The 14389-nt window shown below is 67.5% G+C and carries 8 protein-coding genes; 5 read left to right on the forward strand and 3 right to left on the reverse strand.

Translation table 11 applies throughout. From position 1 onward, the window contains the following. The first annotated feature begins 260 nt into the window (after positions 1-260). Entirely contained in the window at positions 261-3248 is a 2988-nt protein-coding gene (locus AC1DYS_RS15315) for an ATP-binding protein (protein ID WP_477900540.1), read from the forward strand. A gap of 141 nt (positions 3249-3389) precedes the next feature. Continuing rightward, positions 3390-4754 carry a sigma-54-dependent transcriptional regulator gene (locus AC1DYS_RS15320; RefSeq protein ID WP_477900541.1) on the forward strand — a complete coding sequence of 455 codons (1365 nt, stop codon included), beginning with the start codon at positions 3390-3392 and terminating at the stop codon, positions 4752-4754. Positions 4755-4809: 55 nt separating this feature from the next. Here the strand turns inward: AC1DYS_RS15320 and AC1DYS_RS15325 are convergent, their stop codons facing one another. Continuing rightward, the gene (locus tag AC1DYS_RS15325) at positions 4810-5220 is read right to left on the reverse strand and encodes a response regulator (protein WP_477900543.1); all 411 of its coding nucleotides are present in this window, start codon (positions 5218-5220) and stop codon (positions 4810-4812) included. Positions 5221-5233: 13 nt separating this feature from the next. After that, the gene (locus tag AC1DYS_RS15330; protein ID WP_477900545.1) at positions 5234-9052 is read right to left on the reverse strand and encodes a CheR family methyltransferase; all 3819 of its coding nucleotides are present in this window, start codon (positions 9050-9052) and stop codon (positions 5234-5236) included. A 308-nt stretch (positions 9053-9360) separates the two neighbouring features. On the opposite strand from AC1DYS_RS15330, the gene AC1DYS_RS15335 reads away from it, so the two are divergent. From AC1DYS_RS15335 to AC1DYS_RS15345, 3 genes are read left to right on the forward strand one after another with little or no spacing between them, the layout of a single operon-like run. After that, entirely contained in the window at positions 9361-10695 is a 1335-nt protein-coding gene (locus AC1DYS_RS15335; RefSeq protein WP_477900547.1) for a cytochrome c, read from the forward strand. A 27-nt stretch (positions 10696-10722) separates the two neighbouring features. Beyond that, complete coding sequence (locus AC1DYS_RS15340) at positions 10723-11199, forward strand: (2Fe-2S)-binding protein (protein ID WP_477900549.1); 477 nt, start codon at positions 10723-10725, stop codon at positions 11197-11199. Beyond that, a complete protein-coding gene (locus AC1DYS_RS15345; protein ID WP_477900551.1) occupies positions 11196-13394 on the forward strand; it encodes a xanthine dehydrogenase family protein molybdopterin-binding subunit in 2199 nt (732 codons plus the stop codon). Before AC1DYS_RS15340 ends, AC1DYS_RS15345 begins: the two co-directional genes overlap by 4 nt. A 158-nt stretch (positions 13395-13552) precedes the next feature. On the opposite strand, the gene AC1DYS_RS15350 is transcribed toward AC1DYS_RS15345, so the two are convergent. Further along, a complete protein-coding gene (locus AC1DYS_RS15350) occupies positions 13553-14350 on the reverse strand; it encodes an SDR family NAD(P)-dependent oxidoreductase (protein WP_477900553.1) in 798 nt (265 codons plus the stop codon). Positions 14351-14389: the final 39 nt, after the last annotated feature.

A 14389-nucleotide genomic window follows, 5' to 3' on the forward strand; every position in this document is an offset into this window, starting at 1 on the left:
GGCCGCTGGAGACGGGTGTCAACTACCGCCAAGGAGTGCCGACCATGTGCCGGGTTATGACGGGTTCACCGAGAAAGATGCGACGTGCGCCGGGCAGCACCCCGGGGCAAACATGGCATGAAGAGCACGCCGCGAGCGCCCCCATCTTTTTTCCGGTTTTGGCACCCTTTACGGCAATCGGCATGCCAGAGCCCAGGGTTAACGCTTTGACCGAGCCGGCGCTTGCGGCCGGTGTCTGTTGGTGATCGACGAGCGCAGCGATGGCGATCAACTTCAAACTGATTGAACGGACGAGGCCAGCGAAAAAATCGTGGCTGCAGCCGAGCCTGCGCACTTACCTCGTCTTCCTGTTGCTGCTGTCGACGGCGCCGGTGGCCGCGCTGATGTCTTACCAGCTCTTCCACCACATGCAAGGCGAAGAGTCGCGGCGCCAGGAGATGCTCTCCAGCGCGTCGTCTTCGCTGGCGCTGGCCATCGAGCGCGAGCTCAATGCGTCGGTGGACGCTTTGAACACGCTCGGGCTGTCTGAAAGCCTGCGCGACGGCGATCTGCGCCAGTTCGAACGCTCGCTGCGCTCACCCGGCAGGCTGCGCACCGGCTGGCGCAGCGCCTTCCTGATCGATCTCGACGGCAGGGTGGTGTTCGACACCGCGCAGCCGCCGGGCCGGGGCGCCGGGCGCGATGTGCTGAGCCAGTTGCCCGAGCTGCGCCGAATGGGGGCCGAGCCCTTCCCGCTGATCTCCAACCTGGTGGTCGATCGTTCGACCAACCAGTACTCGTCGTTGATTGCCGTGCCGGTCAGCATCAACGGCATCCCTCGCTACGCGCTGGGCGCCTGGGTACCGGTGGGCGTGTGGCAGGTGCTCATCCAGCGGGGCGTCGCGCTGACCACCGGCGTGGGCACGCTGTACGACCGCGATCGCCGGGTGATCGCGCGAACGGTGGCGCCGGGGCGCTTCGTCGGCCGCACGCTGTCCGATGCCAAAGGGGCCGATGAACTGGTGGGCGTTGGCCGAATCGCGTTGCCCGAGGGCGGCGAAAGCTATGGCGCCTGGCACCGCGTGCCGGCCTCCGGCTGGGGCGTGAGCGTGGTCGTGCCGGCCGAGCCGGTCGAGAGTGCCCAGCGGCGCACGGTGCTGGTGGCGATCGTCACTGCGGCCAGCTGCCTGCTTGGAGGCGTCTCGCTCGCGCTCTTTGCGGCCCGCCGCATGACCGCCGCCTTGAAGCAGCTGGCCGGCCGCGGCGACATCGACCCGCGCCTGCCGGTGGCGGTGCACGAGGTGGCGCTGCTGCGAGATGCCCTGCGCACAGCGCAGCAACGCGACGCCTCGGCCCGCGACGAGCTGCAGCGCAAGGCCGACGAGTTCGAGGCCTTGTTCTACAGCACGCCCATCGGCCTGGCCTTTGCTCACGACACCTCTTGCAACCAGGTCACCCACAACCAGGCGATGAACGACCTGATGGGTCCGTTTGCCGATGCGTCGAACAACGGGTGGGTGCTTCGCGACGGCAAGGTGGTGGGGGCGGATGACTGGCCGGTGTGCATGGCGGCCCGGCACGGCAAGGCGGTGCCCACGACACAGCTCGATCTGGTCCGCCCTGGCCAGCCCACGCGGCGTGTGATTGCCAGTGCCGTGCCGGTGCGCGACGCCTCCGGTCGGCCGCGCGGCGCGGTGGCTGCCATGGTCGACATCACCGAGCAGATGCAGGCCGAGGCGCGCCTGCAGCGCAGCGACACCCGCTTGCGCCAGAGCGAGCGGCTGGTCGAGCTGGCCCAGGAGGCCGGTGCGGTCGGCTTCTTCCAGTACCAGTTCGAACGCGACCTGCTGACCTGGACGCCCGGCCAGGCCAAGCTCTTCGGCCTCGACACCACGCGCCTCGAAAGCAGCCTGGCCGACCTGCTAGGGCAGATGGACAGCGAAGACCGCGGCGACATCGAGATGAGCCTGCGGCACGCCTTTGCTGCCCGCCGGGACAGAGAGACGCTCGACTACCGCGTGAGCCCGCCGGGCGGAATCGAACGCTGGCTGTCCACCCGTCTGTCGATCAGCTACTCGGCAGACGGGAACCCCGAGCAGATGGTGGGTGTGACCGTCGACGTGACCGACCGCAAGCGGGCCGAGCACGCCAAGCAGGCGCTGATCGAACAGGAGCAGCTGGCGCGCGAGAAGGCCGAGGCCGCCAACCGCGCCAAGGACGAATTCCTGGCGATGCTCGGCCACGAGCTGCGCAACCCCTTGAGTGCGATCTCGTTCGCGGTGGGCGTGCTGAGCCGCAACCCGACGCCCGAGATGTCGGCCAGCGCGTGCGAGATCGTCGAGCGGCAGACACGCCACCTCTCGCAGAAGGTGGCCGAGATGCTGTCGATGACACGTGCGATGTCGGGCCAGGCGCCGCCGGTCCAGCAGAAGCTCGACCTTGCAGCACTCGTCGAGCGCGTGGTCACCCGCCTGCAGCAGGGCAGCGAGGCGTCAGTCCACCGCTTCGTGCTGGACTTTGCGGAGGTGCGGGTCGAAGTGGACCCGGATCACATCGAACAGGCGGTGAACCATCTGGTCGGCAACGCGCTGAAGCACACGCCGCCCGGCAGTGAGGTGGCCATCGTGGTCAGGCCCGACGGTGACGAAGCCGTGTTACAGGTGCGAGACAACGGCCCCGGCATCGAGCCCGAGCTGTTGCCGCATGTGTTCGAGCTCTTCGTGCAGGGCGAACAGCCGCTCGACCGCCAGGCCGGTGGCATGGGCATTGGCCTGGCGCTGGTCAAGCGCCTGGTCGAGAAGCACGGCGGGATGGTGTCGGTGCAAAGCTCGACGGCGGGCAGCGTGTTCGAAGTGCGCCTGCCGGCAGCGCCTGCCACGCAGGAGCGGCCGCCTCAGGAATGGGCACGCAGCGCAACCAGGCACACCGTGCTGCTGATCGAAGACAACCCGGATGCGCTGAAGTCGCTGTGCGACCTGCTGTCTCTTGAAGGCCACGAAGTGTCGTCAGCCACCGATGGCGAAGCAGGCCTGCAGGCCCTGCTGACGCAACGCCCCGACGTGGCCATCGTCGACATCGGCTTACCGCGGCTCGATGGCCTGCAGGTGGCCAAGCGCGCGCGTGCAGGCGGCTACGCGGGCCGCATGATCGCACTGACCGGCTACGGGCAGGAGCATGACGTCAAGCGCTCGCTGAAAGCCGGCTTCGATGCACACCTGGTCAAGCCCTTGCGGCCCGAACAACTGCGAAGCGAAATCAACCATGCGTGAGGCATGGAGACCGCCGCGGTGCCCCCCGCCCTCTCATCTATAACCATGAGCGCGTCCCTCTCCTCCATGTGAAAGTGCATTGAAGGCCCATCGCACTTTGTCTAGAGTTCGCAGCTTGGCTCCAACATGAAAGAGGTTCCGATGAGCCGTGTCTTGATCGTCGAGGATGATGTTGATTCGGCCCGCATGATGGCCGCGTTGGTCGAGGCGGCGGGCTTTACGGTGGCGGTGGTGCACACGCTGCGCGACGCCCGGCGGCAGCTGGCCCTCGATCAGCCCGAGCTCCTCTTGCTCGATCTGCAGTTGCCCGACGGACAGGGCCTCGAACTCTTCGAGCCGGCAGCGGCGCTCGCCAATGTGCACGTGGTGCTGATCACAGGCCACGCCACGCTAGAAACTTCCATCCAGGCCTTGCGGCTCGGTGCTGGCGACTACCTCGTCAAGCCTGTGAGCCCCAAGCAGCTCGATGGCATGCTCTCGCGCATCATGCGGCCCTCGGCCCTGAGCGCCGAGCTGAGCAGCGTCACCGAAGAATGGAAGCGCAGCGGCCGCTTCGGCCACCTGTGGGGCCGCTCCGAGCCCATGCAGCGTATCTACGACCAGATCGCGCGCGTGACCGGCACCTCGGTCAGCGTGCTGCTCACCGGCGAAAGCGGCACCGGCAAGGAACTGGTGGCACGCACGCTGCACGACCTGAGCCGCCGCCGCAATTCGCCTTTCCTGGCCATCAACTGCGGCGCCATTTCGCCGCACCTCATCGAGAGCGAAATCTTCGGCCACGAGAAGGGCAGCTTCACTGGGGCCGACCGGCAGCACCTGGGCTTCTTCGAGCGCGCCAACGGCGGCACGCTCTTCCTCGACGAGATCACCGAGATGCCGCTCGAGCTGCAGGTGAAGCTGCTTCGCGTGCTCGAGACCGGCACCTTTTTGCGGGTGGGCTCCACGGTGCAGCAAGATGCCGACGTGCGCATCGTCGCGGCCACCAACCGCTCGCCCGAAGCCGCGGTGGCGGCAGGGCGCCTGCGCGAAGACCTGTTCTACCGCCTCAACGTCTTCCCGATGGAGCTGCCTGCGCTGCGCGATCGCCGTGACGACATCAGCCTGCTGGCCGAGCACTTCGTGGCGGGCCTGAGCCAGAAGGAAGGGGCGGTGAAGCGCTTTTCACCAGCCGCCTTGCTCAAGCTTTCTCTCTACCGCTGGCCGGGCAACGTGCGCGAGCTGCGCAACGTGGTGCAGCGCAGCTACGTGATGACCGACGGCGCCGAGATCAGCGACGAGTGGCTACCGATCAACCCGCCGGCGGCCGCGGTCGCCAGTGAAATGACCGACGGCGAGATCCGCATCCAGCTCGGGGTGTCGCTGGCCGAGGCCGAGCGCCATCTCATCCTGAGCACGCTACGTCATTTCAAGCAGCACAAGGAACTGACCGCCGCGGCGCTGGGCGTGAGCCTGAAGACGCTCTACAACCGCCTGAAGGAATACGCGGCCGACACCGAGGAGAAGTGAGCGGCGAGGCGGCGTAGCGCGAGCTTGCGGTGCTATCGCGTGCGCCGTTGAATGCTCACGAGTCGCCGTCGATCTCTTTGATGATGTCGAGCAGCAGCCGTTCGAGCTGGTCAATGTCCATCGGCTTGATGAGGTGGTGGCGATAGCCGGCGGCGCGGCTTTTCTCGAGGTCGCTGCCCATGCCGTAGCCGCTCATCGCGATGGCGTAGCCGATGTTGCCCAGCGTCCCCAACTCCCGCAGCTTGTCCATCATCTGCCAGCCGTTGCCGTCGGGCAGGCCGATGTCGGAGATCAGCACGTCGTAGCGCTGGCCGGGCAGGTGCGCGAGCGCTTCACCCATGGTCGAGGCCGAATCAACGGCGTGCCCCCAGCTTCGCAGCAGCATCGTCAGCATGTTCCGGCTGTCGGTGTCGTTCTCGAGCACGTAGATCCGCAGGAAATGGGGGAGAGCGCTGGCTTTGATCATGGCTGGCTCGATGTCAGGTCATGGGGGGCAATGGCAGTTCGACGGTGAACTTGGCACCGCAATCGCGGCCTTCGCTTTCTGCCCGCAGCTGGCCCCCGTGCGCCGTGGCCGTGGCCTTGGAGATGGACAAGCCCAGGCCCAGGCCGCCGAACTGCTGGGTCACCCAGGTACCGCCCTGCGTGAATGCCTCGAAGATGCGGGGCAGCGCCTCGGGGTCGATGCCTGCGCCGTCGTCGGTCACGGTGGCGACGAAGTTGCCGCCCTCCACCCGTGTCTCGATGGCGATGTGGCCGTGCGACGGTGTGAACTTCGAAGAGTTCTTCAGCAGGTTCCAGAACAGCTGCTGCAGGCGATGGGTGTCGCCGATGAGCTGGTGGACCGGAGCCTCCAGGGCCAGCGTGAGTTCCTGTTGCTTGCCCGAGATGTCGGGCATCGAGATCTCGACCGCGTTGCGGATGATCTCGTGCATGTCGACCGGCTCGTGCTGGATCTCGAGCGTGCCGCGCGAGATGCGCGTCAGGTCGAGCAGGTCGTCGATGAGGTGCGCCTCGACGCGAATGTTGCGGTGAATCACCTCCAGGGCTTCACGCATGCCCGGCAGCAGGTCCCCGCGGCGTGACAGCATGTGGACCGCCATCACCACCGGCGTCAGCGGCGTGCGCAGCTCGTGCGAGAGCACCGCCAGGAACCGGTCCTTCGCGGCGTTGGCGCTTTCCAGAGCCTCCCGCGCGCTCTCGTTCTGCGCCAGCGCCGCCAGCAGCTGATGCTGGCTTTTCTCCAGCGCCTCTTGCGCTTGGCGGGCCTCGGTCTGGTCGCGCAAGATCTTCACGTAGCCGACCACCGGGCCGCCGGCGCCGTGCATGGCCATCAGCACGCCGCTGGCCCAGAAGCGGCTGCCGTCCTTGCGCTGGTGAAAGCGGTCGTCGGAGGCGCGGCCTTCCCGCCGGGCGGTCTCCAGTTCCAGCTGGGGCACGGCGGCGGCACGGTCTTCCTCGGTGAAGATGATCTCGGCCGAACCGCCCAGCACCTCGCCCTCGCTGTAGCCGAGCAGGCGCTCGGCACCGGTGTTCCACGCGGTGATGCAGCCGGTGAGGTCGGTGGAGAAGATCGCGTAATCGCGTGCGTTCTCGATCACCATGCGCATCAGTTCGGCACTGCGCCGCAAGGCGGCTTCAGCTTGCTTGCGTTCGCTGATGTCGACGAAGGTCAGCACCACGCCGGCGATGCGGTCTTCTATGGTGCGATAGGGCCGCGAGCGGGCCAGGAACCAGCTGCCTTGGCCCTCGACCTCGCGCTCGATGGGAATGAGGTTTTCCAGCACCCGCTTCGCATCGGAAACCAGCGTCGGGTAGTCGAGCTGGGTCGACAGGTCCATCAACGGCCGGCCCAGGTCGCCGGGAATCAGGTTGAACAACGTCACCGCCGGCGGCGTGTAGCGCGTGATCAGCAGCTCGCGGTCGAGGAAGATGGTGGCGATGGCCGTCGCGTCCATCAGGCTGTGCATGTCGCTGTTGGCGTGGCCGAGTTCGTCGACCTTGATCTTCAGCTCATGGTTGACGGTGGTCAGCTCCTCGTTGATCGACTGCAGTTCTTCGCGGCTGGTCTCGAGCTCTTCGGTGGCCGAGCGCAGCTCTTCGTTCATGGCCTGCAGCTCTTCGTTGCTGGCCTGAAGTTCTTCGGTCGAGGCTTCGTACTGCTCTATCGTCTCGCGCAGGTGCGCCTTGAGCCTCTCAAGCTCCCGGTCGAGGTGCAGTGCCACGGCATCGGGCTCGGGGCGAAGCGTTACGCGGCCGCTGTCGACCCTCTGCCCCATCGCCTCGGGTTGCAGCACCACCAGATACAGGCCGGTGCCGACGTCGGGTGCCGGCGAGACACGAAGCGTTGCGATCGACGGCTGGCCGTGAAGTTCCAGAGGCACGCGGGCCGCTTCGGCCGAGTGGCCGCTCTGCGCCGCCTGCGACAGCAGCGCGCGCAGCTCGATGCGCAGGCCGGGGTTCACCGCATCCAGCAGGTTCCTGCTCGGCTCGCCACCGCTGAACTGCAGGAACCGGCCGGCATTGGCCGACAGGTGAAGGATGTCGTAGTCGCCATTGACCAGCACCGAGGGGGGCGCGAAGTGCTCCAGCAGGCGCAGGTGCATGTCGCCCCAGGAGCGGTTGCGCGGTTCGGTGTTTCTGTTCGAGGCGAGACGGGTCGTGGCGGTTTCCAGATCAAAAGCCTGGCCGGCCAGTTCCGCGCCGTTGATCTGGTGGCGCTGCTGGGCCTCGAAGGTCAGCGCCAGCGTGCTGGAGCCTGAAGCGATGGGCGGTGGCATGCGCGGCGTCGGCTGCTGTACGTACAGGCCGTGCTTCTTGTCGAGCAGACCGAACATCGGGCTGTCCTCGTCTACCGACTCCGACGTACCGAGGAAAAGACGGCCGCCCGGCCTGAGCGCGAAGTGAAAGATGTCGAAAGCGTGCGCCTGAGCGTCGCGCGTCAGGTAGATCAGCAGGTTGCGGCAGGTGACGAGGTCGAGCCGCGAGAAGGGCGAGTCCTTCAGCAGGTCGTGCACGGCGAACAACACCGTTTCGCGCAGCTCGCGGCGCACACGGTAGCCGTGCGCATCGCGGGTGAAGAACCGGCGCAGGCGGTCTTCCGACACGTCGGCCTCGATGGTGTGGGGGTACACGCCTTCACGTGCGGCCTGCACGGCACCTCCATCGAGGTCGGTCGCGAACACCTGGATCAAGGGCGGTGACTCCAGGGTGCGGGCGTATTCGCTCAGCAGCATGGCCACCGAGTAGGCCTCTTCGCCGGTGGCGCAGGCCGCCACCCAGACCCGCACCGAATCGCTCAGCCCCTTGCCGCGGAACAGCGCGGCCACCTGGCTTTGCAGCGCGTCGAAGCAGTCGCTATCGCGGAAGAAATTGGTGACGCTGATCAGCAGGTCTTGCAGCAGCGCACCGGCCTCGCCGGGCCGTGTGCGCAGGCAGTCGAGGTAGGCTGTCATGTCTTCCACGCCGTTGACCTGCATGCGCCGGCCGATGCGCCGGACGATGGTGGCGCGTTTGTAGTACGAGAAGTCGCGCCCGGTGCGGGCCCGCAGGAAGGCGAGGATCTCGCGCAGCAGGCTCTCATCGGCCTCTGGCGGCGTGGGCATCGGCTTCGCGGGCTGCGGGCCTTCCTCTTGTGGCAACCGGAGTTTGGTTTCGAGTTCGTGGTACTTGAGGAGCCGGGCCGGAATATCGGCCACGGGCAGCACCCAATCGATCATGCCCGTCGCAAAGGCAGAGCGGGGCATGCCGCCTTGCTCGGCCTCCTCGGGCTCCTGGATGATGGTCAGCCCGCCACGCTCCTTGATGCGCTTGATGCCGATGGCGCCGTCGCCATCGCCACCCGACAGCACGATGGCCGAAGCGTGCGGGCCGTGCGTGTCGGCCAGCGTGCGGAAGAACAGGTCCACGGCGACGTGCTTGCCGCGCTCGACCGGCAGCTCGCTCAGGCGCAGCGTGCCGTCCTTCATGGTGGTGAGGGACTTGCGAGGCGGGATCACGTAGACCGTGTTCGGCTCGAGGCGCTCGGTCTCCCGCACCTGCACCACACGCATCAAGGTGCTGCGCTGCAGTATCTCGGCGAGCAGGCTCTCGTGCTCGGTCGACAGGTGCACGATGACCACGAAGGCCATGCCCGAATCCGCAGGCATGGCTTCGAAAAACTGCCGCAAGGCGGTGATGGCGCCAGCCGAACCCCCCAGCCCCACCACCGGCAGCATCTGGTAGCCATGGGTGGGGACGACGTTGTCGAGCTCGTCGGCCAGGGCTTCTTCAGCCCTGTCTGGATTCAGTTGACTCATGCGAGCGGAATCTCCTCGTGACCGTTGTTCTCGGCTCTCGATGCCGGGCGGCCCTCGCGTTGATTATGAATCGCGAAGCGGCGGAAATTTGCGTTGACGACCTCAGTTATTCATACGTGGAAACGACTTGAAAGCGACCTTGAAAGTGGCATCTCGCTTGCTCTTGCCGCGTGCCTGCTGCTCGACTTGCCGCCATGCCGCGTTCATCCCTCGGAACATGCCTTGCTCCGTTGCTGCTGAGAAGCAAGGGACAACCCCATGACCCAGCTCTTGTTCCGCGATGACTTGGCGACTTGGAGGCCACGGCAATGAAGCACCGTGGCCCGCATGAGCGGTCATTGCGCAAGCGCCTGCTGGTGGTGGTTGCCGTCGTGGTGTTGGCACTCGTTGCCTGGGCCGTGGTGACCTTGATGTGGCATGCGCCCATTGCGCCCGCGCCGCCCTTGTCTCGGGCTTCCTTTTCGGTTGAGCGGGTTGTGTGGGGCGAGCAGCTCGCCGTCATCGGCAACTGCAGCGGCTGCCACACCACGCGCGACGGTGCGCCCTATGCCGGTGGTGTGCCGATGGAAACGCCCTTCGGCACCGTGATCGGCAGCAACCTGACGCCGGATGCCGAGACCGGTATCGGCCTGTGGTCCGAAGCGGCCTTCGTGCGGGCCATGCGCGAAGGCATTGGCCGCAACGGGCAGCAGCTGTATCCCGTCTTCCCGTATGACCACTTCACCCAGCTGACCGACGCCGATCTCGGGGCCCTGTATGCCTTCCTGATGACGCGAACGCCGGTGCACGCCGAAGAACCGCCCAACCACATGAAGTTTCCGTTCGGCTGGCGCCGCCTGGTGGCCGGCTGGAACCTGCTGTTCCTGGACCCCGACCCGTTCGAGGCGGATGCCATTCAGGGCGAACGGTTCAACCGCGGCGCCTACCTGGTGGAGGCGCTGGCCCACTGCGGCTCGTGTCACACGCCTCGCAATGTGTTGGGCGCCCCGCGGCGCGGCAAGGAGTTCGCCGGCGGCGAGGCCGAGGGCTGGTACGCCCCGCCGCTCAACGAGGCCAACCCCTCACCGGTGCCGTGGACCGTTGAGCAGCTGACGCAGTACCTGCGCACCGGCATTGCACGCGACCACGCGATTGCCGGTGGGCCGATGCAGAGCGTGGTCGCCTCGCTCGCACAGGCGCGAGAGGCCGACGTGGCGGCCATCGCGCTCTACGTGGTGACGAAGATGGGCTCCTACTCCGAGCCGCGCCTGCTGAACGCGCTGGCCAGCCTGCGGCGCGCAGCGCGGCCGCTGGCGGGCACGCCGGCTCCGGCCGATGACAAGCAGTTGGCGCTGGGCGCTTCGGTCTATGCCAGCGCCTGCGCGAGTTGCCATGACCTGGGCCGCATGCAGTCGTCGAACGGTGCGCTGCGATTGCCGCTGGCCGTGGCGCTGTACGACGCCGACCCGCGGAGCCTGCTGCGCATCGTGCGCGAAGGCGTCATCCCCGAAGAGGGCAGCGCCAGCCGGTGGATGCCGGCTTTTGGCACCACGCTCACCGACGAGCAGCTCGCCGCGCTTGCGGCCTACCTGCGCCGCGCGGCGGCCGAGCTGCCGCCGTGGCCCGAGCTGGCAAAGGCCGTCAAGGAGAGTCGCTCGCCATGACCCTGTCACAACAAGAAAGGCCAGACCATGACCGCACCCATCACGCTTCAGTTGAACGGCCGTTCGCGGCAAGTGAACAGCGACCCGGCCACGCCCTTGCTCTATGTGCTGCGAGATGAACTGGCCCTGAACGGTGCCAAGTTCGGTTGCGGCCTCGGCCAGTGCGGTGCCTGCACGGTGATGATCGGCACCGAGGCGGCGTTCTCCTGCCTGGTGCCGGTCGGCGTGGTGGGTGAGCGGCCGGTCAAGACCGTCGAAGGGCTGGGCAGCAAGCACGAGCCCGGGCCCATGCAGCGCGCCTTCATCGACGAGCAGGCCGCGCAGTGCGGCTACTGCATCGCCGGCATGATCATGCGGGCCCAGGCGCTGCTGGAGCGCAACCCCTCGCCGACGGACGCCGAGATCCGCCGCCACATGGCGGTGAACCTGTGCCGCTGCGGCACCCACATGCGCATCCTGCGGGCGGTACGGCGTGCCGCCGACGGCCTGCGCAGCCGCACATGAAACGGCGCCGCTTCCTCTCGGCCACCGGCGCGCTGGTGGTGTCGTTTCGCTGGCCGCTGAACGCGGCGGCACAGGGGCCGCGGCCCGGCAGTCTGGCCAAGCAGCCAATGATCGACGGCTGGGTGCGCGTCGGCACCGACGGGCGTGTGACGGTGTTCACCGGCAAGGCCGAGCTGGGGCAGGGCATCAAGACGGCGCTGCTGCAGCTGGCGGCCGAAGAGCTCGTCGTCGCGCCGGAGCGTGTCTCGCTCGTCACGGCCGACACCGAGCGCACGGCCGACGAGGGCTACACCGCGGGCAGCCATTCCATGCAGGACAGCGGCACTGCGATCCGCCACGCAGCAGCACAGGCGCGCAGCATCTTGCTGGGTCTGGCCGCCACGCGACTCGCGCTGCCGGTGGCGCAGCTGAGCGTGGAGAACGGCGTGGTCCGCGGTGGTGGGCAGAGCGTGCGCTACGAAGAGCTTCTGACGGCGGGCCAGGTGCTGCACGTGAAGGCTGCGCCGCAGGCGAGCCTGCGCGACCCGGCCACGCACACCGTCGCCGGCAAGCCGTTGCCGCGCATCGACATACCTGCCAAGCTGAGCGGAGGCGCGGCCTATGTGCAAGACATCCGCCTCGACGGCATGGTGCATGGGCGCGTGGTGCGGCCGCCGAGCCCGGGTGCTTCGTTGACGCAGGTTGATGCAGCGGCGGTGGCGCGCATGCCCGGTGTGCTGAAGGTCGTGCGCGACGGTCGCTTTCTGGCCGTGATCGCGCAGCGCGAGTACCAGGCTGTCACCGCGATGCGGGCCCTGGAGAAAGCCGCGCAGTGGAGCGAGCAGGCGACGCTGGAGGACGTGGAGCCGGTGTATGACGCGGTGCGCCGCTCGCCCTCGCAAGACTTCGTGATCCGCAACCAGGGCCGCGCGCCGGCGGCCGCAGCGGGTGTCGGCACCAGGGGCCTCAGCGCAACCTACCGTCGGCCCTACATGCTGCACGGGTCGATCGGGCCGTCATGCGCGGTGGCGCATCTGGTCGACGGCAAGACCACGGTGTGGACGCACTCGCAGGGCGTGTTCCCGCTGCGCAAGGCACTGGCCGAGATGCTGGGCGTGCCCGAGGCAAGCGTGCATTGCATTCACACCGAGGGTTCGGGCTGCTATGGCCACAACGGCGCCGACGACGTGGCGGCCGATGCCGCCTTGCTGGCGCGTGCCTGGCCCGGCAAGCCGGTGCGCGTGCAGTGGATGCGCGAGGACGAGCACGCGTGGGAGCCCTTCGGCCCACCGATGATCGCAAGCGCCCGCGCCACGCTCGATGCCACAGGCGGCATCGCCAGCTGGAACTACGAGGTCTGGAGCAGCACGCATTCGTCGCGGCCCGGTGGTGCCGGCGACCTGCTCGCGGCCACGCACCTGGCCAAGCCCTTCACGCCCACGCCGCCCAAGCCGCTGCCGCAACCCGAAGGGGGTGGCGACCGCAATGCGGTTCCGCTCTACGCATTGCCGCAGGTGCACGTGGTGCATCACTTCTTGCCGCAGATGCCGCTGCGTGTGTCGGCCTTGCGCTCACTCGGCGCCTACCTCAACGTGTTCGCGATCGAGAGCTTCATGGACGAGCTGGCGCGCGCTGCGCACATCGACCCGGTGGTGTTTCGCATTGGCCACATGCCCGATGCGCGCGCGCAAGAGGTGATGCGGCTGGCCGCCGACCGCTTTGGCTGGGCGCGGTTCAAGCGCAGCCCGATGCGCGGCCGCGGCTTTGCGTTTGCGCGCTACAGGAACCTCGCGGCTTACGCGGCGATCGCCTGCGAGGTGGAGGTGCGGCGCGACAGCGGCGAGCTGCGTGTGCTGCGCGTGGTGGCCGCGGTCGACAGCGGCGAGGTGGTCAACCCCGACGGCATTCGCAACCAGATGGAAGGCGGCATCGTGCAGTCGCTCAGCTGGACCACGCTGGAGGCCGTGACCTTCGACAGCTGGCGCGTGACCAGCCTCGATTGGGGCGCCTACCCGATCTTGCGGTTTCCGCAGGTGCCCGAGCAGCTCGACGTGCACATCATCGACCGGCCGGGCCAGCCGTTTCTCGGTACCGGCGAGGCCGCGCAAGGCCCTGCTGCGGCTGCCATTGCGAACGCCGTGGCCGACGCCACCGGCGTGCGCATTCGCGATCTGCCGCTGTCGCGAAGCCGCCTGCGCGCTGCGGTGGGGCCGTGAGCATGGCGCATGTGCGCGACGCGCGACTCATCGGTTGATGTACCTCAGTTGCTCAGCTCCGTTCGCCCTGAGGTATCGAAGGGCAGCGATGGAGCACTGCGCTGCCCTTCGATACCTCAGGGCGAACGGATTTTGGCTGAGGTACGGCATTAATCAGGTCAGTTTTTCGCCGTGCCTGGCTGAGCCATGTGCCGATGCTGCTCGGCCAGCACGGCCGATGGCGTCACGTTGGCAATGGCCGCCTGCAGCTTGTTCTTGAGGCCAGCGATCACATCACCTTCGCCGTTCATCATGGCGTCGAAGCCGGCCTGAGCCACGCTCGCCGGGTTGTCCTTTTCTTGTGTGCCGAGCTTGGTGTCCAGCATGCCGGCGCGGGCGAAGAAGTTGGTGTCGGTCGGGCCCGGCATCAGGCAGGTGACCGTGACGCCGCTGTCCTTCAGCTCGTTGCGCAGCGCGAACGAGAACGAGTCGATGAAGGCCTTGGTGGCGTTGTAGACGGCCTGGTACGCCCCTGGCATGAAGCCGGCGATCGAGCCGGTGATCAGGATGCGGCCCTCGCGGCGCGCTTGCATGCGCAAGCCGATGCGGTGGATCAGGTCGACGGTGCCGGTGATGTTGGTGTCGATCACATGCCGCACCTTGACGAAATCCTGTTCCATGAAGGAGTCGCCGAGCCCGTGCCCGGCGTTGGCCAGCAGCGCGCTCACGTCGCGGCCCGAGGCGGCGCGAACCACCTGGTCGACGCCTTGCGCCGTGCCCAGGTCGACCTGCAGCGCCTCGACCTGGGCGCCGAGCAACCGCAGCTGGTTGGCGGCCTCTTCAATCTGTGGCTCGTCGGAGGCGATCAGCAGGTCGAAGCCATTCTGAGCACAGCACCGGGCCAGTTCGTATCCGATGCCGGACGACGCTCCGGTGACGACCGCCAAGGGGCGGCTTTCTGCGTTGTTGTCTGTCATGGCGATCTCCTTGGCGTGCTTGCGCACCGAGCGTCGGGA

It is taken from the genome of Rhizobacter sp. P2_G4 (assembly GCF_056403575.1).